This is a genomic window from Vogesella oryzagri (genome assembly GCF_040148885.1).
In the GTDB taxonomy this organism is placed as follows: Bacteria; Pseudomonadota; Gammaproteobacteria; order Burkholderiales; family Chromobacteriaceae; genus Vogesella; species Vogesella oryzagri.
Map to the genome: position 1 here is coordinate 500,478 of NZ_JBEFLD010000003.1, position 22,784 is coordinate 523,261.

At 61.2% G+C, this 22,784-nt stretch carries 21 protein-coding genes and 2 pseudogenes; 16 read left to right on the forward strand and 7 right to left on the reverse strand.

Features of this window, described 5'->3' with window-relative positions; genetic code table 11:
* Positions 1-23: 23 nt before the first annotated feature.
* On the forward strand, positions 24-1,850 hold the full coding sequence (locus ABNW52_RS07590; RefSeq protein WP_349585993.1) for a SurA N-terminal domain-containing protein: 1,827 nt from the start codon (positions 24-26) through the stop codon (positions 1,848-1,850).
* 44 nt (positions 1,851-1,894) lie between these two features.
* Here ABNW52_RS07590 and ABNW52_RS07595 read toward each other — a convergent pair whose 3' ends face one another.
* Entirely contained in the window at positions 1,895-2,485 is a 591-nt protein-coding gene (locus ABNW52_RS07595; RefSeq protein ID WP_349585995.1) for a superoxide dismutase, read from the reverse strand.
* A gap of 115 nt (positions 2,486-2,600) precedes the next feature.
* Between ABNW52_RS07595 and ABNW52_RS07600 the strand changes: the two genes are divergently transcribed.
* The 4 genes from ABNW52_RS07600 (at position 2,601) to ABNW52_RS07615 (ending at position 6,205) form a co-directional block, all read left to right on the forward strand.
* On the forward strand, positions 2,601-3,773 hold the full coding sequence (locus tag ABNW52_RS07600; protein WP_349585997.1) for a BaiN/RdsA family NAD(P)/FAD-dependent oxidoreductase: 1,173 nt from the start codon (positions 2,601-2,603) through the stop codon (positions 3,771-3,773).
* A gap of 66 nt (positions 3,774-3,839) precedes the next feature.
* Positions 3,840-5,243, forward strand: coding sequence for a replicative DNA helicase (gene dnaB / locus ABNW52_RS07605; protein WP_349585999.1), 1,404 nt, complete (start codon positions 3,840-3,842; stop codon positions 5,241-5,243).
* A 45-nt stretch (positions 5,244-5,288) separates the two neighbouring features.
* Complete coding sequence (locus ABNW52_RS07610) at positions 5,289-5,597, forward strand: (2Fe-2S) ferredoxin domain-containing protein (protein WP_349586001.1); 309 nt, start codon at positions 5,289-5,291, stop codon at positions 5,595-5,597.
* Positions 5,597-6,205 carry an alpha/beta hydrolase gene (locus ABNW52_RS07615; protein ID WP_349586003.1) on the forward strand — a complete coding sequence of 203 codons (609 nt, stop codon included), beginning with the start codon at positions 5,597-5,599 and terminating at the stop codon, positions 6,203-6,205. Before ABNW52_RS07610 ends, ABNW52_RS07615 begins: the two co-directional genes overlap by 1 nt.
* A gap of 72 nt (positions 6,206-6,277) precedes the next feature.
* Here ABNW52_RS07615 and rnk read toward each other — a convergent pair whose 3' ends face one another.
* The 4 genes and pseudogenes from rnk to dinG form a co-directional block, all read right to left on the reverse strand.
* Positions 6,278-6,685 carry a nucleoside diphosphate kinase regulator gene (rnk, locus tag ABNW52_RS07620; protein WP_349586005.1) on the reverse strand — a complete coding sequence of 136 codons (408 nt, stop codon included), beginning with the start codon at positions 6,683-6,685 and terminating at the stop codon, positions 6,278-6,280.
* Positions 6,686-6,813: 128 nt separating this feature from the next.
* Positions 6,814-7,614 carry a type I methionyl aminopeptidase gene (map, locus tag ABNW52_RS07625; protein ID WP_349586007.1) on the reverse strand — a complete coding sequence of 267 codons (801 nt, stop codon included), beginning with the start codon at positions 7,612-7,614 and terminating at the stop codon, positions 6,814-6,816.
* Positions 7,615-7,734: 120 nt separating this feature from the next.
* Positions 7,735-8,022, reverse strand: a pseudogene (locus ABNW52_RS07630) (DUF3579 domain-containing protein); the annotation flags it as partial.
* Positions 8,023-8,199: 177 nt separating this feature from the next.
* Positions 8,200-10,329 (reverse strand): ATP-dependent DNA helicase DinG, encoded by a 2,130-nt coding sequence (gene dinG / locus ABNW52_RS07635; protein WP_349586036.1) that lies wholly within the window; start codon positions 10,327-10,329, stop codon positions 8,200-8,202.
* 131 nt (positions 10,330-10,460) lie between these two features.
* On the opposite strand from dinG, the gene ABNW52_RS07640 reads away from it, so the two are divergent.
* The 5 genes from ABNW52_RS07640 to ABNW52_RS07660 all read left to right on the forward strand — a co-directional run bounded on the left by ABNW52_RS07640 (position 10,461) and on the right by ABNW52_RS07660 (position 15,786).
* Positions 10,461-12,416: an aminotransferase class I/II-fold pyridoxal phosphate-dependent enzyme gene (locus ABNW52_RS07640; protein WP_349586008.1), complete on the forward strand. Its 1,956-nt coding sequence runs from the start codon at positions 10,461-10,463 to the stop codon at positions 12,414-12,416.
* A gap of 333 nt (positions 12,417-12,749) precedes the next feature.
* Positions 12,750-13,673, forward strand: a complete 924-nt coding sequence (gene argF, locus ABNW52_RS07645) for an ornithine carbamoyltransferase (protein WP_349586010.1) — start codon at positions 12,750-12,752, stop codon at positions 13,671-13,673.
* Positions 13,674-13,709: 36 nt separating this feature from the next.
* Entirely contained in the window at positions 13,710-14,930 is a 1,221-nt protein-coding gene (locus tag ABNW52_RS07650; protein WP_349586012.1) for an argininosuccinate synthase, read from the forward strand.
* Positions 14,931-15,028: 98 nt separating this feature from the next.
* Positions 15,029-15,229, forward strand: a complete 201-nt coding sequence (locus ABNW52_RS07655) for a DUF2788 domain-containing protein (protein ID WP_174874016.1) — start codon at positions 15,029-15,031, stop codon at positions 15,227-15,229.
* 56 nt (positions 15,230-15,285) lie between these two features.
* A complete protein-coding gene (locus ABNW52_RS07660; protein WP_349586014.1) occupies positions 15,286-15,786 on the forward strand; it encodes a YajQ family cyclic di-GMP-binding protein in 501 nt (166 codons plus the stop codon).
* A 423-nt stretch (positions 15,787-16,209) separates the two neighbouring features.
* Here ABNW52_RS07660 and ABNW52_RS07665 read toward each other — a convergent pair whose 3' ends face one another.
* Positions 16,210-16,443: a type 2 periplasmic-binding domain-containing protein gene (locus ABNW52_RS07665; protein WP_349586016.1), complete on the reverse strand. Its 234-nt coding sequence runs from the start codon at positions 16,441-16,443 to the stop codon at positions 16,210-16,212.
* Between the two features lie 60 nt (positions 16,444-16,503).
* On the opposite strand from ABNW52_RS07665, the gene ABNW52_RS07670 reads away from it, so the two are divergent.
* The 6 genes and pseudogenes from ABNW52_RS07670 to ABNW52_RS07695 all read left to right on the forward strand — a co-directional run bounded on the left by ABNW52_RS07670 (position 16,504) and on the right by ABNW52_RS07695 (position 21,681).
* On the forward strand, positions 16,504-17,487 hold the full coding sequence (locus ABNW52_RS07670) for a LysR family transcriptional regulator (protein WP_349586018.1): 984 nt from the start codon (positions 16,504-16,506) through the stop codon (positions 17,485-17,487).
* 150 nt (positions 17,488-17,637) lie between these two features.
* Positions 17,638-18,033: pseudogene (locus ABNW52_RS07675) on the forward strand (LysR family transcriptional regulator); the annotation flags it as partial.
* A 95-nt stretch (positions 18,034-18,128) separates the two neighbouring features.
* Positions 18,129-18,566 (forward strand): LysR substrate-binding domain-containing protein, encoded by a 438-nt coding sequence (locus tag ABNW52_RS07680; RefSeq protein WP_349586019.1) that lies wholly within the window; start codon positions 18,129-18,131, stop codon positions 18,564-18,566.
* A 157-nt stretch (positions 18,567-18,723) separates the two neighbouring features.
* Positions 18,724-20,742, forward strand: a complete 2,019-nt coding sequence (locus ABNW52_RS07685; RefSeq protein ID WP_349586021.1) for a methyl-accepting chemotaxis protein — start codon at positions 18,724-18,726, stop codon at positions 20,740-20,742.
* 339 nt (positions 20,743-21,081) lie between these two features.
* Entirely contained in the window at positions 21,082-21,324 is a 243-nt protein-coding gene (locus ABNW52_RS07690; protein WP_417891471.1) for a CBU_0592 family membrane protein, read from the forward strand.
* Between the two features lie 159 nt (positions 21,325-21,483).
* Positions 21,484-21,681, forward strand: coding sequence for a ferredoxin reductase domain-containing protein (locus ABNW52_RS07695; RefSeq protein WP_349586038.1), 198 nt, complete (start codon positions 21,484-21,486; stop codon positions 21,679-21,681).
* 645 nt (positions 21,682-22,326) lie between these two features.
* On the opposite strand, the gene ABNW52_RS07700 is transcribed toward ABNW52_RS07695, so the two are convergent.
* On the reverse strand, positions 22,327-22,784 hold a 458-nt coding region (locus ABNW52_RS07700), incomplete at its 5' end, for a sarcosine oxidase subunit gamma (RefSeq protein WP_349586025.1).

A 22,784-nucleotide genomic window follows, 5' to 3' on the forward strand; every position in this document is an offset into this window, starting at 1 on the left:
TCTTTTGTAAGACCCCATACGCCATGTTTGATTTCGTCCATAACAACAACGCTGCCATCAAGATCATCCTGGGGGCGGTTGCCCTGACTTTCGTCGGCTTTGGCGTGGGCAGCTACACAGCTGCGGTTGATGATCCATACCTGGCCAAGGTTGGGGATGCCAAGATTTACAAGCGTGATGTCGAGCGCCAGATGCAGGATCAGCCGGCCAATGCGGCATCGCGCCAGGCCGTGCTGGAAAACCTGATTCGCCAGGAAATGCTGCTGGCAGAAGCGCGTAGCTCGCACCTGGCAGTGTCGCCGGCACAGCTGCGTGCGGTGATTGCCGGGGTGCCCGGTTTTCAGGATAACGGCAAGTTCAGCCCGGCCCGCTATCAGGAGTTCCTGGCGGCGCGCAATATGAATGCCGCCACCTTCGAGGCACAGGTAAGCCGCGATCTACTGCTGCAAGCCCAGGTGGCGCCGTTTCTAAATGGCCAGTTTGTCTCCCGTACCCTGCAGACGCGCATGGCGGCGATGATGACCGAGTCACGGGATGTGCGCCAACTGGTGTTGCAGCCGGAGCAGTTCGCAGGCAGCGTGAAGCTGGACGATGCCATGCTCAAGGCCTATTACGAGGCCAATCTCAAGCGCTTCAAGGCCGAGGAAACGGTAAAGCTGGATTACGTGCTGCTGTCCCAGGCGCAGCTGGCGCAGGGTGTGCAGGTCAGCGATGCCGATGCCAAGGCTTACTTCGACAAGAACAGTGCCGAGTTTGGCGGCGAGCAGCGCGATGTGTCCCATATCCTGCTCACGGTAAGCAAGGGTGCGGCTGCCGCGGAAAAGGCCAAGGTCAAGGCCGAGGCGGAAGCGATTCTCAAGCAGCTGCGTGCCAATCCGGCTCAGTTTGCCGAGATCGCCAAGGCCAAGTCCCAGGATCCGGGTTCTGCGGCCAACGGTGGCGACCTGGGCATGTTCGGTCACGGTGCCATGACCAAGCCTTTCGAGGATGTGGCCTTCCGCATGCAGAAGGGCCAGATCAGCGAAGTGGTGGAAACCGAGTATGGCTACCACATCCTGAAGCTCAACGACATCAAGGGTGTCGATTTCGAGGCGCAGAAGCCGGCGGTGATTGCCAAGCTGCAGCAGCAGAAGGCGGCGGCGCAATTCCGTAGCAGTGCCGAGAAACTGGCAGAAATTGCCTACCAGCAGGGTGATTCGCTGAAGGGGATGGAAGCGCTGGGTCTGACCGTGCAGCACAGCGATGCACTGCCGCGTAGCGGCAAGGCTGGCGACGCGGTGCTGGGCAACCGCAAGCTGCTGGATGCCGCGTTCAGCGATGACGTGCTGAAGGGCAAGCACAATAGCGAGCCGGTGGACTTGGGTAACAATACGCTGGCGGTGGTGCGCATGGCCGAGCATCAGCCGGCGCGGCAGAAACCGCTGGCCGAAGTGCTGGAGCAGGTAAAGGCGGAGTTGTTGGCGCGCGAAGGCGGCAAGTTGGCCGCACAGCGTGGCCAGGCACTGCTGGCCGAGCTGAAGGCCGGCAAGGGCGTGGAGGCGCAGGCCTGGAGTGCCAGCCAGCCGCTGTCCCGTCGGACGCCGGGTCAGGTGCCGCCGGGCGATGTGCGTGCCATCTTTGCCGTATCGGGCAAACAACTGCCGGGTTTTGCCGGTCTGAAGCGCGATAGCGGCGAGTTTGTCATCTATCGGGTGGACAAGGTGCAGGCAGCGCAGGCGCTCAGCCCGGAGGAGGTTAACCAGCTGGGCGGTCTGCTGTCCGAGCTGTCGGCCAACAATATGTTGGCCGCGTACCTGGAGCAGCTGCGCCAGAAGCACAAGGTGCTGATCAACCAGACGCCGGCTGAATGAAAAAAGGCCCCGCAAGGGGCCTTTTTTATTGCGCAGCTGATGGATCAGGCGGCAAAGTTCTGGGCCACGAAGTCCCAGTTCACCAGCTTCCAGAAGCCTTCCATGTAGTTCGGGCGGCTGTTGCGGTAGTCGATGTAGTAAGCGTGCTCCCACACGTCGCAAGTCAGCAGCGCTTTCTTGTCGGTGGTCAGCGGGGTGGCGGCGTTGCTGGTGGAAACCAGGTCCAGGCTGCCATCGGCGCCTTTCACCAGCCAGGCCCAACCGGAGCCGAAGGTGCCAACGGCACAGGCGGCAAAAGCTTTCTTGAACTCGTCGAACGAGCCCCACTTGGCATTGATGGCATCAGCCAGCGCGCCAGCCGGCTTGCGCTCTTCGCCGGTAGCGTTCGGGGCCAGACCGAACCAGTAGAAGGTGTGGTTCCACACCTGGGCGGCGTTGTTGAAGATGCCGCCGGAGGATTTCTTCACGATCTCTTCCAGGGAGGCATTCTCGAACTCGGTGCCCTTGATCAGGTTGTTCAGGTTGGTAACGTAGGTCTGGTGATGCTTGCCGTAGTGGAATTCCAGGGTTTCTTTGGAAATGATCGGCGCCAGGGCATCCAGGGCGTACGGGAGTTCGGGCAGTTTGTGTTCCATCGTGCTCTCCAGGGTTGAAAAGTAAAACAGCATGCGCTGTTAGACCGTTGAAGTTTACTGTAATTGGGCGAATGCGCCAATTGTTGACCAAATCACTAGACTAAAGGTTCTGGGTGTGCATTTCGATGTCATTGTCTTGGGTGCCGGCGCGGCTGGCATGATGTGTGCAGCGACGGCGGGCCAGCGCGGCCGCCGGGTGCTGTTGCTGGATCATGCCGAGAAACTGGCGGAAAAAATCCGTATTTCCGGTGGCGGACGCAGCAATTTCACCAATCTGCAGGCGCGGCACGACTGCTACGTGTCGGACAATCCCAATTTTTGCCGTTCGGCACTGGCGCAATACACCGCCCGTGACTTTATCGCGCTGGTGGAGCGCCATGGCATTGCTTACCACGAGAAAAAGCTCGGCCAGCTGTTTTGTGATGATAGCAGCCAGCAGATTATCGACATGCTGGATAGCGAATGCCGCGCGGCCAATGTCGACCGCCGCATGGGTGTGCGCATCGAACAGCTTGGCCGCGGCGAGGCCGGTTTTGTGGTGCACAGCTCGCTCGGTAGTTTCAGCGCCGAGTCACTGGTGGTGGCCACCGGCGGGTTGTCCATCCCGCAGATCGGCGCCACGCCGCTGGGTTACCAGATCGCCGAGCAGTTCGGCCTGCCGCTGACGCCGCTGGCACCGGCGCTGGTGCCGCTGACCTTCCATGTCGACGATGCCGAGCGCTTTGCACCGCTGGCCGGGGTGTCGCTGGATGCCGAGGTGCGCATCGGCAAAGTGCGTTTCCGCGAGAACGTGCTGTTCACCCACAAAGGCCTGTCCGGGCCGGCTATCCTGCAGATTTCCAGCTACTGGCAGCCGGGGCAGGAGATCGTCATCGACCTGTTGCCGGATATCGATGCCGACGCCTGGCTGGAAGAGCGTGCCGGCAGTGAGCAGCTGCTGGCCAATGCCATGGGCGAGCTGGGCTGGCCCAAGCGCTTTGCCGACGCCTGGCTGGCGGCGCAGAGGGTGAATGTGCGCGGCAAGGAGCTGACGCCGAAGAAGCGCCGCCAACTGGCCGAGACGCTGCATAACTGGCGCCTGCTACCCAACGGCACCCAGGGCTACAAGAAGGCCGAAGTCACCCGTGGCGGGGTGTCGACCAAGGCGCTGTCGTCCAAGACCATGATGGCGGCCGAGGTGCCGGGGCTGTTCTTTATTGGCGAGGTGGTGGACATCACCGGCTGGCTGGGCGGTTACAACTTTCAATGGGCGTGGTCTTCCGGCTTTGTCGCCGGTAAAAACTGCTAGAATCAGCTCCTTCTTTCGGGGTTGGCCGCGGCCAACCCTGCCTCTGTTTTCCGATTGCTGGGTTTTATGAGCGAATTCGACATCAACGACGCTAGCGTTTCCGCCATTCGTACACCGCCGCACTCCATCGAGGCCGAACAATCGGTGCTGGGTGGTCTGCTGCTGGACAACAGCTCATGGGAAAAAATCGCCGACCTGCTGACCGAGGGCGATTTTTACCGTCACGACCACCGCCTGATCTTCAAGCACATCGCGCGCATGGTGGACATGGCGCGCCCGGCGGACGTGGTGACCGTGTCCGAAAGCCTGGACAAGAGCAACGAGCTGGCCAGCATCGGCGGCATTGCCTACCTGGCCTCGCTGGCGCAGAACACGCCGTCTGCGGCCAACATTCGCCGCTACGGCGAAATCGTGCGCGAGCGCTCCATCATGCGCGCGCTGGCGCTGGTGGGCACCGAGATTGCCGAGGCCGCCTACAACCCGCAGGGGCGCGATGCGGCGCAGCTGCTGGACGATGCCGAGGGCAAGGTGTTCCAGATCGCCGAATCCACCGCCAAGTCCAAGCAGGGTTTCCTGGAAATGCCGGCGCTGCTGAAAGAGGTGGTTGAACGTATCGACATGCTGTATAGCCGCGAAAATCCGGACGAAGTCACCGGTATCCCCACCGGCTTTACCGATCTGGATGCCAAGACCTCCGGCCTGCAGCCGGGCGACCTGATCATCGTCGCCGGCCGTCCGTCGATGGGTAAGACCGCGTTCTCGATGAACATCGCCGAGCACGTGGCGGTGGAGTACAAGGCGCCGGTGGCGGTGTTCTCCATGGAAATGGGCGGCGCACAGCTGGTGATGCGGATGCTGGGCTCGGTAGGGCGGCTGGATCAGCACGTGCTGCGTACCGGCAAGCTGGGCGACGAGGATTGGCAGAAGCTGACCTACGCCATCGGCAAGCTGTCCGAGGCGCCGATGTATATCGACGAAACTCCAGGCCTGACCGCGCTGGAGCTACGTGCCCGCGCGCGCCGCCTGGCGCGCCAGCATGGCGGCAAGCTGGGCCTGATTGTGATCGACTACCTGCAGCTGATGTCCGGCTCCGGTCGCGGTGACAACCGAACCGCCGAGCTGGGTGAAATCTCGCGGGGCCTGAAAGGCCTGGCCAAGGAGCTGCAGGTGCCGGTGATCGCGCTGTCGCAGCTGTCGCGTGCGGTGGAACAGCGGACCGACAAGCGCCCGATGATGTCCGACTTGCGCGAATCCGGCGCCATCGAACAGGACGCGGACTTGATCATCTTCATGTACCGCGATGAGTACTACAACCCGGATACGCCGGATAAGGGCGTGGCCGAAGCCATTATCGGCAAGCACCGTAACGGCCCGGTGGGCCGGGTGCGGCTGGCCTTTATCGGTCACTACGCCAAGTTCGACAACGCCGCGGTGCATGGTATTGCCGGCTGGGCGGACGCCGACGGTTAACCTTATGCGGCCAACGTTGGCCGCAACAGCAAGTAAGGAATGGCGATGAGCTTTTTCGATAAGCACGTATTCATCTGTTGCAACCAGCGCGCCGCTGGCGAGGACTGCTGCAACAACCACGGCGCCAGCGAGTTGCTGGGCTATATGAAAGACCAGATCAAGGCGCGCGGCCTGGCCGGCGATGGCAAGATCCGCGTCAACAAGGCAGGTTGTCTGGGGCGCTGCGATAATGGCCCGGTGATGGTGGTTTACCCGCAGGAGACCTGGTACACCTTCATCGACAAGGAAGACATCGACGAGATCATCGAGCGCCACATGGTGGCGGGCGAGGTAGTGGAAAGGCTGAAGATCTGATGTTGAAGGCGCTGCAGAAAATCGATATTGCCGGCCCGGTCGGCAAGCTGGAAACCATCGTTATTCCGGCGGTGGGTGACACCACCGGCATTGCCGTGATCTGCCACCCCAATCCCACCCAGGGCGGCACCAATACCAACAAGGTGATCCAGACCGCGGCCAAGGCGCTGTCGCAGCTGGGCTATGTCTGCTACCTGCCCAACCTGCGTGGTGTGGGCGCCAGCGACGGCGAGCATGACTACGGCAATGGCGAAGTGGACGATGTGCTGGCGGTGGTTGCCCATGCCAGGAGCGAGCAGGGTGACTTGCCGCTGGCGCTGGTGGGGTTCTCGTTCGGCGGCTTTGTGGCGGCGCGGGTGCGCGAGCGCATCGACGCCGACAAGCTGCTGCTGCTGGGGGTGGCGGTGGGCAAGTACGTGATCCCGACTCCACACGTGCCGGCTGACACGCTGGTGATCCACGGCGAGGCAGACGAGGTGATTCCGCTGTCGGCGGTGCTGGACTGGGCGCGTCCGCAGCAGCTGCCGGTGATCGTGTTCCCGGAGGCGGGGCACTTTTTTCATGGTCGGCTGGTGCAACTGGCGGCGACCATCAAGCGCTGCTGGTAAGCCAGAACGCAGCAAGCAAAACGGGCGGCCCTGGCCGCCCGTTTGTATTGCGGCCAACGTTGGCCGCATGGCTCAGCGATGCAGTTCGCCGGCAGCCTCCGGCTGGTAGGTGACGGCATCGATGGTCAGCACGGTGTGGCCGCCGCCAGGCAGCGGCCAGTCCATGCTCTGGCCTACCGACATGCCCAGCAGCGCGCTGCCGACAGGGGCCAGCACCGAGATGTGCCGGGGCGTGTCATCGGCATCGTGCGGGTAAACTAGGGTCAGCTCTTTTTCTTCGCCGTTGTCCAGCCGGAAGCGGACGCGGCTGTTCATGGTGACGACATTGGCCGGCATCTGTTCCGGCTCCACTATGTCGGCGCGGTCCAGCTCGGCCTCCAGTGCGCGGCCGGTCTCGCTGTGGCCGGCTTCGCCGGCAAGCAGGGCGGACAAGCGCTCGTAATCCTGGCTGGAAACAATAATGCTCGGCTGTGTGGTCATGCGGTGGCTCCTTCGGCTGCGGCATTGCTGCCGCACTGGGACACGGGGCCTCTCGCGCCCCGCAAAGCATAAGGCGTGGCATTGGCCACGCCTTATTGAGGGACACTCGCCGCAGCGGTTGGTTCTTGCTAGTGCTTGAATACCGGTTTGGGCGGCGTGCCGTCCGAGGTGGTGAGGATTTCGTAGCCGGTTTCGGTCACCAGAATGGTGTGCTCCCACTGTGCGGACAGGCTGCGGTCCTTGGTCACCACGGTCCAGCCATCCGGCAGCATGCGCAGGTGACGCTTGCCCTGGTTGATCATCGGCTCGATGGTGAAGATCATGCCGGCTTGCAGTTCCAGGCCGGTGCCCGGCTGGCCGTAGTGCAGCACTTGCGGTTCTTCGTGGAATTTCTTGCCGATGCCGTGGCCGCAGAATTCCTGCACCACGCTGTAGCCGGCGGCTTCGGCGTGACGCTGGATCACGTTGCCGATATCGCCCAGGCGCGCGCCCGGTTTCACTTTCTCAATGCCTTTCCACATGCACTCGTAGGTCACCTTGCACAGGCGGCGGGCAAAGTCGCTGACCTCGCCCACATAGAACATGCGGCTGGTGTCGCCGTGATAGCCATCCTTGATCACGGTGATGTCCAGGTTGACGATGTCGCCTTTTTTCAGCGGCTTGTTGTCCGGAATACCGTGGCAGATCACGTGGTTGATCGAGGTGCAGATCGATTTCGGATATGGGGTGCCGCCATCCGGGGCGTAGTTCAGCGGTGCCGGGATGGTGCCCTGTACGTTCACCATGTAATCGTGGCAGAGCTTGTCCAGTTCTTCGGTGGTGACACCAGGCTTCACGAACGGGGTGATGTAGTCCAGCACTTCGGCGGCCAGGCGGCCGGCGATGCGCATTTTTTCGATGTCTTCCTGATTCTTGATGACGATGGACATGCTGTAATCGCTTGATGGGTAAAGGGCAATGATAACAAATACTAAGTAGCAACGGGCGCACTGGGCGCCCGCTGTATCGGCTTACGGTCTGGCTCAGGCCAGAAACTGGTTGGGGTAGACTTCGTCGATCAGGGTGCGGCAATCGACAATGCGCAGGTCGTTGTCCTTGGCAAAGTCCATCAGGAAACGGAACACCGGCGGATGCAGTTTTTCCATTTTCTTGTCGACGGCCACGCAGCGCACGCCGTCCAGCAGCATCGGGCGTACAAACTGGTGATACGCCAGTTTCTGGTCGTCGCCGAACGAGGACAGGATGCCGGCCAGGCGTTCTGCCCAGTCGCTGGGGCGGAAGGTACGGCCTTCGGAGGTGATACCTTGAATTACAATTTCGTAGGGATTGCAGATCATGACGTAACCGGGCGCTTGTTCTTGTGGGTGTGGTCTCTGTCCGTGACCTGTCTTTATTTTATGTGGAACGCTGTGTGCTGCTTTTGCTGACAGGCAAGCGGGTTCACCCTCAATTTTAACTGAAAACCGCCTTGGCGACACGCGCAAAATCGGCGGCTTTCCCTAATAGCAGCTATGTCAGATTCGTTTGAACGCCGGCAGCGAGGCCAGCAGTTTCTTGCCATAGCTTTGCCGCACGATGCGGTTGTCCAGAATAGTGACACGGCCATAGTCGCTCTCGGTGCGGATCAGGCGGCCTACCGCCTGCACCAGCTTGATCGAGGCTTCCGGTACCGTTAGCTCCACAAACGGGTTGCCGCCGCGTTTTTCGATCCAGCGCGCCAGCGTGCGGCCAACCGGGTCGTCCGGCATGGCAAACGGCAGCTTAGCGATGATCACGTGCACGCAGGCTTCGCCCGGCAAGTCCAGACCTTCCGAGAATGAATCCAGCCCGAACAATACGCTGGCGCGGCCTTCCTTCAGTGCGCTGTAGTGCCGCTCCAGAATCACCGCCTTGGGCAGTTCTCCCTGCACCAGGATGCGCTCGCGCAGGCTGGCCGCCAGCCCGTCGGCAACCTCGTTCATCTGCTTGCGTGAGGTGAACAGCACCAGCGTGCCCACTGCTTCGCTGCTGTCGATCAGCCGCGGCAGCCAGTTGATGATCTCCTGGGTATGGGCGGACGGGTCTTTCGGCGTGGCGGCCAACGGTGGCAGGTACAGCTCACCCTGTTCGCTGAAATTGAATGGTGAGTCCAGTGCCACGCAGGTGACTTCCGGCAACCACTTCAGCCCGGTCTGCGACAGCAGCAGGTCGAAATTGCCCAGCGACCGTAGCGTGGCGGAGGTGAGCAGGGCGCCGGACACGCGTCGCCACAGCGTGGCTGCCAGGCTGGCGGCGGCGCTCACCGGTGAGGCGGAGAACACGTAGTCGCCCTTGCCATCAAGCCGGCGTGTCACCCACTTGGCGATCGGCGGCGCCGCTTCGTCCGGCTCTTTTTCGAACAGGTCCCACAGCGCCACCAGCTGCTCGCACTTGCCGACGAAGAAGCCAGCGTCGGCGCCGGTCTTGTCCAGTAGCAGTGCATCCTGCTGCTTGTCCTTGCGCTGCAGCGTGAGCGCATCGGCCATGCCGGCCAGGTTTTTGTACAGCATGCGTGCCGACAGTGCCATGTTGGCCGCAGGCACTTTCATGTGTTCCGGCAGGGAGCCATCTTCCACCAGCCACGATGGCTCCATATTATCGCTGGCCGCCTCCAGCGACGGCTCGCTCTGCAGCAGCCACAGCCATTCGGTGAGGCTTTCCATGCAGGCTCCGGCGGCGTCGATGGCATTGGCCGACAGCTCCGGCTTGTCGATCAGCGAATCCACGCGGGTGGCCAGCGCCGGCACTTTGTCCAGCCAGCCCATGGCCTGCGCCACGCTGTGCTCGGCGGCAAACTGGTTGACCGCCTTCTTGGCCAGATGGTGCGCCTCGTCGATGCAGTAGAAGCTTTGGTCCGGCGCCGGCAGGATCACGCCGCCGCCCATGCTGATATCGGCCAGCAGCAGGTCGTGGTTGGCAACCACTACGTCCACGGTTTCCAGCGTTTCGCGTGCCAGATAGAACGGGCACTCGGCCCGGTTGGGGCAGCCGGCTTTCAGGCAGCCGTGGCGGTCGTTGGTGACGCGGCGCCACAGATCGTCTTCGATGTTCTCCGGCCAGGTATCGCGGTCGCCGTTCCAGCGCCGGTAATAGAAGGCATCGGACAGCTGGCGCAGCGCGTCGATCTCGGCCTGCTCCGGCTTGCGCTCCCATAGCGCCATGGTCGGGTCCGGCGCCAGTAGCTCGCCCTGGGCATGGTCGGAGGTCAACTGGTACAGGCGGTACGGGCACAGGTAACGGCCGCGGCCCTTGGCCAGCGCAAAAGTCAGTGCCAGCCCGCTTTTTTCGATCAGGAACGGCAGGTCGCGGTTGACCAGCTGCTCCTGTAGCGCGATGGTGGCACTAGTAACCACCAGCTTCTTGTTACGACACTTGGCCATCACGCCGCCGGCCAGCAGGTAGGCCAGACTCTTGCCGACGCCGGTGGGGCCTTCCACCACGGCGATGCTTTCGCCATTGCGCTCCACCGCCTCGCCGTCGGCGTTCACCGGTACGGCGCGACCAAAGGCGTTGGCGATCTCGGCCAGCATGCGGCGCTGGGCGGCACGCGGCCGGAAGCCCGGCAGGTTGTCGGCAATGGCGCGGTAATGGTCGCGCAGCAGGTCTTTTTCGGCATCGGTCAGCATGGCGCGCATTGTAGCGGATTCACTGCGCCCGCGCCGCTTGCGGCCAACGTGGCATGACGCGCGCGCGCGGCTTAGGATGAAGTCAGTGCCGCGTCATGGGTGGATCGCCGGCGCGACGGAAAGGGGCAGGCATGAATCCGGTAAGCAGGGTGTTGATCGTGAGCAGCGATGCGCCGTGGCTGGCAGAGGTGGTGGCCGGGCTGCAGCAGGCCGCCGCCAGCCTGGACAACCCGTTCGGCCTGTGCGCGGACGGCGTGGCTGGCTGCCGGGAAGCGGAGCGGCGCGTGCTGGCCGATGGCGAGGTGCAGATCGTGCTGATCGACAAGGGGCTGCGCGAGCACGGCGAGCCGCAGCCGGCGGTGGCACTGGCCAACCGCATCAACCAGCTGCGGCCGGAGCTGTCGCTGTACATCCTGCTGCAGGACGATGACGAGAAGCTGCTGATGGAGGAACTGGCCAGCCATGCCATCGATGGCTATTTCTATCGCGACGAACACGATGTCAGCGGCTGGTTTCGCATCCTGTCGGCGGAGATGGGCGAGAAGGCGGCCACGCCGTTCTACGACCGCTTGAAGCAGTACGTGGCGATGGCCAAGGATTCCTGGCACACGCCCGGTCACTCCGGCGGCGACTCGCTGAAAGGCAGCCCGTGGGTGGGCGATTTCTACGATTTCGTCGGCGAGGAAATGCTGCGCGCCGACCTGTCGGTATCGGTGCCGATGCTGGATTCGCTGCTGCACCCCACCGGGGTGATTGCCGAGGCGCAAAGGTTGGCCGCCAAGGCATTCGGCGCGCGTAAGACCTACTTCGCCACCAACGGCACCTCCACTTCCAACAAGGTGATCTTCCAGACCCTGCTGGCGCCCGGCGACAAGCTGCTGCTGGACCGCAACTGCCACAAGTCGGTGCACCACGGCGTGATTCTGTCCGGCGCGCGGCCGGTATATCTGGATTCGTCGCTCAACCGCCATTACGGCATTTTCGGGCCGGTACCCAAGCAGGTGATCTTCGACGCCATTGCGGCCAACCTTGATGCCCGGGTGCTGATCCTGACCTCCTGCACCTACGACGGCTTGCGTTACGATTTGGCGCCCATCATCGCCGCCGCCCACACCGCTGGCATCAAGGTGATTGTGGACGAAGCCTGGTATGGGCATGCCCGTTTTCACCCGGCGTTCCGTCCTACGGCGCTGGAGGCGGGGGCGGATTACGTGACGCAGAGCACTCACAAGGTGCTGTCGGCGTTCTCGCAGGCCAGCATGATCCACGTCAACGACCCGGGTTTCGACGAGCACCTGTTCCGCGAGAACTTCAATATGCACACCTCCACCAGTCCGCAGTACAACCTGATCGCCTCGCTGGATGTGGCGCGCAAGCAGGCGGTGACCGAGGGTTACCGCCTGCTGGACCGGGCGCTACGGCTGGCGCAGGAGCTGCGCGGCAAGATCGGCTCCACCGGCGCCTTCCGGGTGCTGGAGCTGGATGACCTGCTGCCGGACAGCATGCGCGGCGAAGGGGTGCAACTGGACCCGACCAAGATTACCGTCGATATCGCGCAGTCCGGCTACTCCAGTGACGAGCTGCGGCATGCGCTGTTCGAGCGCTTCAATATCCAGATAGAAAAATCCACCTTCAACACCATCACCCTGCTGCTGACGCTGGGCACCACGCGCAGCAAGGTGTCGCGGCTGTTCGACGCGCTGCTGCGGCTGGCCAAGGAGCAGCGTACGCCGCGGCAATATCACCGCCTGCCGGAGATTCCGGGCTTTTCGCGGCTGGCCTGCCTGCCGCGTGACGCTTTCTACGAGTCCGGCGAGCGGCTGCCGCTGCTGGACGACGACGGGCTGCCCAACGCCGCACTGTGCGGGCGGGTGTGCTGTGACCAGATCGTGCCGTATCCGCCGGGGATTCCGGTGCTGGTACCGGGGCAGGTGATCGAGGCGCCGATCCTGGCCTATCTGGCGCGGCTGCTGAAAACGCAGAAATCCATCGAAATGCATGGCCTGGCAGAGGAGGGCGAGTACTGCGTGCGGGTGTTGCGGGCTGACGAGCTGGCCGCCGTGCCTAGTGCCGCCTGGTTCAACTGATCTTTGGGACGGTTGCCGCCCGGCGGTGCTCAATCATGCGGATGGGCGTTAATAATCCTAAACACTGGCTGTCTGGCTAAGTCTTTGTTTTGTCAGTGGACGCTGTTCGGAAGTGGCCGCCGGACCCGACGTGGCAGGCGTGGCGGGGTTGTCAGCGCACTGGATTTCGGATACATATAACCATGTCGCAATTTTGTAAATCATGGCCCGACGGGCCTCGACAATTGCGCTCCTTCATTCAATGACGGATGGTTTGCGTGTAGTAATGTGCCACTGCGCATGAAAACGCCATGTTTTCACGCTGCGGTGGCATTAATTTTTTCGGAATTCATCATGAGCCAACCCAGACACTATCTCCAGTTCAGCGACCTTACCGCGGCAGAATACCAATACCTGTTTCAGCGTGCCCAGGTTCTGAAGCGACGACAGTCGTCCGGTCAGCTGTACCAGCCGCTGGTCGGCAAGGTGATGTCGATGATTTTCGAGAAGAACTCCACGCGCACCCGCGTGTCGTTCGAAGCCGGCATGGCTCAGCTTGGTGGTCACGCCATGTTTCTGGACGGCAAGAGTTCGCAGATCGGCCGCGGCGAACCGGTGGAAGACACCGCCCGCGTGCTGTCGCGCATGAGCGACGTGATCATGATCCGCACCTTTGAGCAGAGCTTGGTGGAACGCCTGGCGGCCAACTCGCGCGTACCGGTGATCAACGGTCTGACCAACGAATACCATCCGTGCCAGATTCTGGCCGACATCCTGACCTATATTGAGCATCGCGGCGATATCCGCGGCAAGACCGTGGCCTGGATCGGCGATGGCAACAATATGGCGCGGACCTGGCTGCAGGCGGCCAAGCTGTTGGGCTTCAAGCTCAAGGTGGCTACCCCGGTCGGTTACGAGCTGGCGACGCTGGATGGTGCGCACTACGGCAGCGATTGCTTCGAAGCGTTCCATAACCCGCTGTCGGCAGTGGAAGGCGCCGATCTGGTGACCACCGACGTGTTTACCAGCATGGGCTACGAGGCGGAGGCCGAGGCGCGCCGCCAGGCCTTTGACGGCTATATGGTGACCACCGAGCTGATGCGTGCGGCCAACCCGGACGCAGTGTTCATGCACTGTCTGCCGGCGCATCGCGGCGAAGAAGTGGCCGCCGATGTGATCGACGGCCCGCAAAGCGTGGTCTGGGATGAGGCGGAAAACCGCATGCACGGCCAGAAGGCCCTGATCGAATACCTGTTGCTGGGTCAGCTCAACGACTGAGCCGGCGCAAACTCACACCTGTGGAAAGAGAAAACGATGGCTGACATCAATAAAGTGGTACTGGCCTATTCCGGTGGCCTGGATACTTCGGTGATCCTGAAGTGGCTGCAAGACACCTATCAGTGTGAAGTGGTGACCTTCACCGCCGACCTGGGACAAGGCGAAGAGTTGGAGCCGGCACGCCAGAAGGCGCTGCAATTCGGCATCAAGCAAGAAAACATCTTCATCGACGACCTGCGTGAAGAGTTTGTGCGTGACTTCGTGTTCCCGATGTTCCGCGCCAATACTGTGTACGAAGGCGAATACCTGCTGGGCACCTCCATCGCCCGCCCGCTGATCGCCAAGCGCCAGATCGAGATCGCCAACCTGACCGGCGCCGACGCCGTGTCGCACGGTGCTACCGGCAAAGGTAACGACCAGGTGCGCTTCGAGCTGGGCTATTACGGTCTGAAGCCGGATGTAAAAGTGATTGCCCCGTGGCGCGAATGGGACCTGCTGTCCCGCGAGAAGCTGCTGGCGTATGCCGAAAAACACGGCATTCCGGTAGAGGCCAAGCACAAAGGCGGCGGCGCCCCGTACTCCATGGACGCCAACCTGCTGCATATCTCCTACGAAGGCCGTCACCTGGAAAACCCGTCTGCCGAGGCAGAGGAAGCCATGTGGCGCTGGACCGTGTCGCCGGAAGCGGCACCGGATGCGGCGGAGTACCTGGATGTCGAGTTCGAGAACGGCGACATCGTGGCGCTGAACGGCGTGCGTCTGAAAGCGCATGAAGTGCTGGCCAAGCTGAACGAGCTGGGCGGCAAGCACGGTATCGGTCGTCTGGATCTGGTGGAAAACCGCTACGTGGGCATGAAGTCCCGCGGCTGCTACGAAACCCCGGGCGGCACCATCATCCTCAAGGCACACCGCGCCATCGAGTCCATTACCCTGGACCGCGAAGTAGCGCACCTGAAGGACGACCTGATGGCCCGCTACGCCAGCATCATTTACAACGGCTACTGGTGGGCGCCGGAGCGCAAGGCGCTGCAGACCCTGATCGACTACACCCAGCAGACCGTTAACGGCTGGGTACGCCTGAAGCTGTACAAGGGCAATGTGATCGTGGTGAGCCGCGACTCCAAGACCAATTCGCTGTTCGACATGAACATCGCCACCTTCGATGACGACGGCGGCGCTTACAACCAGGCCGACGCCGGTGGTTTCATCAAGCTGAACGCACTGCGCATGCGCATTGCCGGCCGTCTGAACAAGTAAGCTGTTCTGCGTCAAGCCAAGCCGCACCCCGTGGGGTGCGGTTTTTCATTGTGCGCCGTATAATCTGCGACCAACCGCAATCCTGTTGAGCCGCTGTCATGAGTGAAGAGCAATTTACCAACTGGTCGATGGGCATCCTGCTGACCGGCCTGATCATTTTCATGGGTTTCATCGTCTGGGACCTGGGCAAAAAGTCGCAGGCCGGCAAGTTCGGCATGTTCGTGCTGTTCCTGGTGCTGGGTCTGGGGGTGGGGGGATTCGTGTTCAAGAACATTCTGGTGGAGTTCCTGATCCCGTAAGGGTCGCCACCACGCTGTCAGGCAGCCTGCCGGCTGCCAGGGAAAGGAAGCTTTACATGCCGTCGTTTGACATCGTGTCCGAGATCGACAAGGTTGAGTTGCGCAATGCCATCGACCAGTCCAACAAGGAAGTGACCAACCGCTACGATTTCAAGGGCTCCGATGCCCGCATCGAAACTGGCGACAAGACACTTACCCTGTTTGCCGACAGTGAATTCCAGCTGGACCAGGTGAATGACATCCTGGTGAGCAAGCTGGCCAAGCGCGGCATTGACGTGCGCTGCATGGATTACGGCAAGCTGGAGAAGGTGAGCGGCAACAAGGTCAAGAAGACCGTTACCGTCAAAGAGGGGCTGGAGGGTGATCTGGCGAAGAAAATCGTCAAGATGATCAAGGATGCCAAGATCAAGGTGCAGGCCGCCATTCAGGGCGAGGCGGTGCGTGTCACCGGCGCCAAGCGCGACAACCTGCAGGAAGTTATCGCACTGCTGCGCAAGGAAATCGTGTCCGATATGGAAGGCGGTTTCCCGCTGCAGTTCAACAACTTCCGCGATTAAGCGCTGGCCGTCAACGTTGGCCGCAACCGCGTTTAAGCACGCTGGCGGCCGGTGGACGGTAATGCTTGGTGCCTGAAGCAAGCCAATGAATGGCCGGGGAGAGATCCCCGGCCATTTTTTCTGCTGGCGGGTGCAGGCGCCTGCGGTGGTGGCTTACGGGGCTGGGACTGGTCCATGCTGGCAGGGGCGGTGGCGATCCGGCCGGGGGCATCATCGTGTGCGCTAGGTGGGCCATTGCATGGTCGTGGGGTGAGCAACGCCGCGTCGAGATGCCGGTGTGCCGGGCATGCCGTGCACCAATAGGCATCGCCTGACACGGCGTTGGGGCGGCTTCAGGCGGCACTGCATCTTGCTGCTCAGGGCTGCGCAGCTGCTGCGGATCTCCTGGATCAGGGCATTGATGGCGGGCGAAGACGGGTAGCCCTAGCGTTGGGTGAGTCCGATGGCCCGCCGGGTGTCTCCCAGATCGATAGGCAGGGGTACGATCTGGCCGTTGCGGATTGAGTAATGCAGCTGCTGGGGCGAGCAGGCGGTGATCAGCTCGCTGTTGAGCAGCAGGTTGCGTACCAGCGCCAGATCCCCCGTTCCAACGGCTTCTTCCAGCCGCCCCAGCGCCATCTGCACGCCGGATTTACTCAGCCCCAGTTCCTGACACACCGCGGCAATTTGGCTGGATTGTGCCAGACTCCTAATACATACGATTTCAAGGTGGTAGCTATGCAGAAGAAGCAGTTGTTTACTGACCGACTTTTGGCGCAGATGCCATCATTGCGGGCACTCAGGTGTTTTGTAACCGCGGCAAGATATGAAAGTTTTACCCAGGCCGCAGAAGTGCTGTGTGTGACACAGGCGGCGATCAGCAGGCAGATAAAGGAACTGGAAGACTCGCTTGACGTTGCCTTGTTTGAGCGCACCGGCAGGCATATTGCGCTAACCGACGCCGGGAGAATTCTGTACAACGCGTCGTATTTGTCCATCATGAATATTGCCGAGGCAGCCGAGGCGGTCCGGCGTTCTGAAAAACATGCTTTTACTATTTGTGTCTCGCACACATTTTCTTCATTATGGCTATCGTCCAGGCTGCCGTTGTTCCGCAAGAAGTTTCCCAGCATGAAACTGCACGTGATCGTTACCGATCATTTTATGGAAATGGATGATCTGCTGGAACCTGACGTCATTATTACCAAAAATCCGCCGCGCGAGGCTGAATACGAAGTAGAACCACTGTTTCACGATATCGTTTATCCGGTGTGCAGCCAGGAATTCTACGACAAGAATTTCCAGAATAAAAAACTGAAGCCATTGGATCTTTTGTCGCGGCCAACACTGCATTTGTCGTCATTGGGCCGGGCACAAGTTTGCGAGCATGTAGATTGGCGGGTATGGCGCAACTGGTTTCAGAAAGGTGATGAATCGGATCGCGTCATCGATGTGGATTATCTGGAAAGCAATGATTACCGGCTGCTGGTGCAACAGGCCGAGGTGGGCGAGGGCACCCTGCTTGGCTGGCATCATCTGGTGCATCGCCAGGTTGAGCAGGGACGCTTGATCCGGCCAGTCAAGGAAGCCCTGGTGTTTCATGATCGCCACCATTATTTGATTACCCATAAAAATGCAAAGCTGCGCGCCGAATATCCCAAGTTCCGCGAATGGCTGGGCGAGGAAGTCGGCGCCATGATGAGCGAGTGGAGCGGCGGTTGACTGACCGCGGCAGGCGCGCGTTGCTGATACGTGAAGGCACCGGAAAACATGAAGACAACAGTCGAGAAAACCCGGGGTTATCGGCGGATCATTCCGTCGATGACCGCCTTGGTCGAGTTTGAGGCTGTTGCGCGCCTGAGCAGTTTTACGATGGCGGCTCACGAGCTTGGCGTTACCCAGGCGGCAGTAAGCCGGCAGGTGAAAGCGTTGGAAGAAACGCTGGGAGTGCAGTTGTTCCACCGGCTGCACCGCGCCATCAAGCTGACCCGGGAAGGTGAGGCGCTGCAGCAGGTGGTGTCCGAATCCATGCAGAAAATCGCCGGGGTATTCGACCGGTTGGCAAAGTACCCGCAGCAGGAGCAGATAGTCATTGCCGCGACTGCAGCGTTCTCGCAGTTCCGGTTTTTGCCCCGCCTGGCACAACTAAAGCAGCGCTTGCCACAGGCACAATTGCAGCTGACGACCCAGATGTTTACCGCGGATCTGCTGCACAAGGATATCGACGTAGCCATACGGTTTGGCAGCGGCAAATGGCCGGATGGCACCGCGGTGTTGCTGTTTGACGAAGAAGTTTTCCCGGTTTGCGCGCCCAAGTGGTTGCAGGAACATGCCGCCCTACGTCGCTGGCCGCACTGGCAGAAATGGCGCTCATTCAGTCCGACGTTACTTCGGAAGGCTGGATGGGTTGGGAGCAGTGGTTTACCGCCGTGGGTTTCCGGCCGCAATACCTGCACTATGCCTTTCGCTGCAGCCTGTATACCGATGCGGTACAGGCGGCGCTGGCCGGACAGGGCGTTATCTTGGGCTGGGGGCGTCTGGTAAACGATCTATTGGCCGCTGGCGAACTGGTGAGATTGACTACGGCAACCCTTAACGTCGCTGATGCGTACTATGTTGTGGTGCCACAGGGGCGTACGGTTTCTCCTGCCGTCGAGCAACTGATAGCCTGCCTGCGGGAAGATCTGCCCCGGGCTGAGTTTCAGATCCCATGTCGAGAATATCGGTTTTATGAATCAGGGCTGGCGTATTTGCATAGGCCGTTCTGGTTTATAGGCTTGGAATGTAATCGGCCAACCTGAGTTGGCCGCAGCATCGTGCCAAATTATTTTTGCCGATTGGCTGGGGGGTATTTCCCCGGTCAATACGCTGCTGCTTTATGTGGCATTGCTTTTTGTTTTCGCTGCTGCCGCATAAATGGCTTGAAGCCGATTTTCTCCCCAGGGTGAGTTTGCAATCATGAATGTGTTGTTCATTCCCGTTACGCTGCTGATGGGTCGCCTCAGACTCTCCGCCAAGTTTCTGCTCATCGCGACGGTGCTGATACTGCCAACCATATACATGCTGTATATGCTGGACCGTACCTACCGTAGCCAGATCGGCTATAGCGAGCAAGAGCTGGCCGGTGAATCGCTGGCCATGGCCGGCTTCGAACTGCTGGCGGCCACCCAGCAGCACCGCGATCTGAGCTCGCTGCAGTTGGCCGGCAAGACGGAACTCGCCGCGCAGCGCCAGCAGGCAGCCAGCAGGATGCGCACGACGATGCAGAACATCGACTTGGCGCTGGCCGCTGATCACCTCGGGGTGAAGGCCAACTGGCCTAGCCTGCACACGGCACTTATCGCGCAGCTGGCCGGCTGGCAGCAGCTCAAGCCAGAGGAAAATCTGGCCCGCCATGGCGTGCTGATCAAGCAGCAACTCGACTGGTTGTACAGCGTGGCCAGCCTGTCCGGCATGGCGCTTGATCCCGATAGCGACACCCGCAATCTGCAGGACCTGTTTTTCAATATCGTGTTGCCGGCCAGCGAGCACGCCAGCGCAGCGCGCGGCCTGGGGGCGCTGATCGCGGCACGCAATACCATCGAGCAGCCGGAGCGCAGCCGGCTGGGGGCACTGTCCAGTTTTCTGGCGCAGGCGGCCGAGCAGGGTGTCAACCGCATAGAACGGGGGATCGCCAAGGATGATCCGGGTTATCCGCAGCTGGAGAAGCAGGGCAAAAAGCTGGCGCAACAGCTGGGCACCACCGCCAGGTTCCTGAACAAGAACTACGTGGAAGCGGTGCTGATTCTGACCGATCCGCTGGACCAGCTGAAACTGATGGATCGCACTGCCACCGAGCTGCACGACATGGGTGGCCTGGTGCTGGCCGAATTCCGGCAGCGGGCCGAGGCACGCATCCAGCAATTGACGGTATTGCGCTTCACTGTGGTTGGCACTGCGCTGCTGCTGGTGCTGATCGGCGGCTACCTGTTTGTCGGCGCGACGCTGTCGATCCGCAACGCGGTGGTCAAGTTGAAGAATGATGCGCAGCGCCTGGCCGCTGGTGCGCTATCCACCCGTGTCGAGCTGGGGTCCAGGGACGAGCTATCGCAGATTGCCAGCAGCTTCAATCACATGGCAGCGTCACTTTCCAAGCTGGTGCAGCAAATCCGGCATACGGTGTCGGATGTGGCGGATACCTCGCTGCAACTGACGAGCAATGCCGGCGAGGTGTCGCTGGCATCGCGCAAGCAGGCGGAGTCCACCGCCGCGATGGCCACTGCCGTGCAGCAGGTGACGACAAGCATCGCACAGGCAAACTCGCAGGCCCGGCATAGTGCCGAGCGGGTACTGGCCACCGCGCGCGAGGCCGGTGCCGGTGAGGTGCGCATGCAGGCGACGTTGCTGGATATCCGGCAGCTGGCCGAGCAGATCGGCAAACTGAGTGCGGAAGTCGAGTCCATGAAGCAGAGCTCGAACCAGATTGGTCGCATTGTGCAGGTGATCAATGACATTGCCGACCAGACCAACCTGCTGGCGCTGAATGCCGCCATCGAGGCCGCGCGGGCGGGTGAGGCCGGGCGTGGCTTTGGTGTGGTGGCCGATGAGGTGCGCAAGCTGGCGGAACGCACCTCTACCGCCACCGAAGAAATTCGCAGCCTGGTGGAGACCATCAGCAAGGACACGGAACGTACCGCCAAAGGCATGACCGCCGCGCGTGCCGGCATGGAGCAAAGCTCGGGCAGCGTGCAGATCGCCAGCAATACGCTGTCGAGCATCCTGGCGCAGAGCCTGGCCAGCCAGGAAGCCGCGCATGAAATTTCGATGGCGATGAACCAACAGCAAGCGGCCAGCCAGCAGGTGGCGGACAACGTCGAAACCATTGCCCGCATGGCCAAGGAGAATACCTCCCATGCCGATGCCAATAACAAGCTTGCGCAGTCCTTGCAGCAACAGGCCGAAGCGTTGTCACAGCAGATCAGTACCTTTCAACTCTGATGGCATCCGGGATGGCAATGGTAGCCTGGCCACTGATGACGGTTGGCGGTGTGGTTTGGTTTATGGCGCCGGTAATTGCCTGCCAACGCGAGTGGTCATGCGTGGCTATCTTGATGGCTGTCAGTGAAAACCGGTGCCGTGGCCGATATTATTCCCTACATGCGGCTAATGCCCGGCCAGCAATGCTCATGGTGTGCGGCCAACGTTGTTGGCGCTGGGGAATGGCTATGTTTTTGGTGTTAAATAGTCACAGATTTTATGTTTATGGGGTAGGTGGTGGCGGCTGATGCCCGCAGTGCGCCGAATATTTTTGCGAATAATTAATTCAGATTGAAATCCATGGGAATACATGTGCTGGTTGGCTTGTTTGGTACGGCATGCTATGTGATCGCCTATGCCCTAGTGCAGCTGAAAAAGCTGCGGATGGATGCAAAAAGCTACGCCTACCTGAACATAACTGGCTGCCTGTGCAGCCTGTACTCTCTGTCTTACGATTTCAATCTGGCGGCGTTTGTGTCGCAAGCCTTCTGGCTGCTGTTTACCCTGGTTGGCATGCGGGCGAGTAGCCGCTCGCTGTCTTAAATAAACGCATTGTTCTCTTGCCGCCCGGGCTAGCGCTTCGGCGCTGGCTGCTGTGCCTGTCTGCACGGTCCCGCGCCGCTGGCTCCCGAGTAACGCCGCTGATGTCGATGGCACGGGACAGTTTCGATCTGGGGCTGGATCGCGACATCGTGTTTCTGCATAGCGCGCAGCCCGGCCGACATCATCTTCCGCCAGGAGTTGCGCCACATGGCGCAGGTGTCCAGCACCGTCAAGCTGGTAACGCTGTGTGAAGGCCGCGGCGACGAGGCCGATTGGCAAGGGGAGGTTGGCCGCATCAGCCTCGCGCTGCTGCAGCAAGCGGTGCCCGATTTCCAGCAGCTTCTGCTGTGTTCATAACCAAGCGCCTGCGCTGTGCGCCGGGGCTTGGTCAATTGTCCGTCAATGCCGTTCACTTTCGCTGGTGAACGGCATTGTTTTTGTAAGCTGCCTGCGTCTGGATCGCCGGGGTGTAAGCGAGGCCGAACTGTTGGTGGCCAACGTGTGGTGCGGGGGTAGCGCTGGCGTTGCAGCGGTGGTTCGAGTTTGATCAGGTAGCGCGGTCGTCCGGCTTGGTGGTGCTATGGCGCGCCTGCTGGCAAGTGGACCGTATCAACGTTGGCCGCAAGCGAGAGGTCGTCGCCGTATGGTGTCGCGGCCGGGAGCGGTACTCCGGGCGATGGAGGCGGCCTTGTGTCGTAGTCGGGGCATGCGTGCTCGCCGCGGCCGGGCACTGCTGGTGGCAAAGCGGCCCCATTTACCCTGCCTGGATTGGTCGCATGAATGCTGGTGGAGCCGAGGGAGTAAGGCGCTTGGCGGAGATGATTGCCTGCAGCATGACCCGTGCCGTGACCTGAGGCGAACGCACAATGGGAAACGCCCCGTTGTCTCTGCTACTGCCTGAGCCAACGGGGCGCTAAGGTGATGTGGATTCGGTGTGGCTGCCACATCCGGCTGATTCAGCCTGCCGGTTACCGCGGTTCAGCGGTAACCGGCAGGCTCGTTTCAGGCCGCTACTTTCTTGGTGCTGGTGGCCACCACTTTCGGATCCAGTAGTTGCAGCAGCGCATTCTTCGACAGCGGCGGCAGTTGCGTTACCGCAAAGCGGTACGGTGTCGCCACCTTGCGCAGCAGCAGCCACAGGTAGTCGGCAAAGCTGCGACGAATCACCAGAAACACCCCGTCGTTCTCCAGCCGCAACACCATGCCACCCGCCTTGCCCAGCACGGTGTTCACCACCTGGCCGACGGCGATCGATTCGAAGTCGTACACCCCCATGTGGCGCAGCACGGTGACGTGCTCGGCACCGGACAGCGACAGACAGGTCAGCCCGCCGCTGTTGTCCACCGCCTGGGCGAACAGGCCGGCAAAGGCGGCATCGAAAGCGGCCAACCTTTGGGTCAGCTCGGCGCGGCGGGTGATCAGCAGCAGCTCGTCCGGCGACTGCCACAGCAGCACGCCCG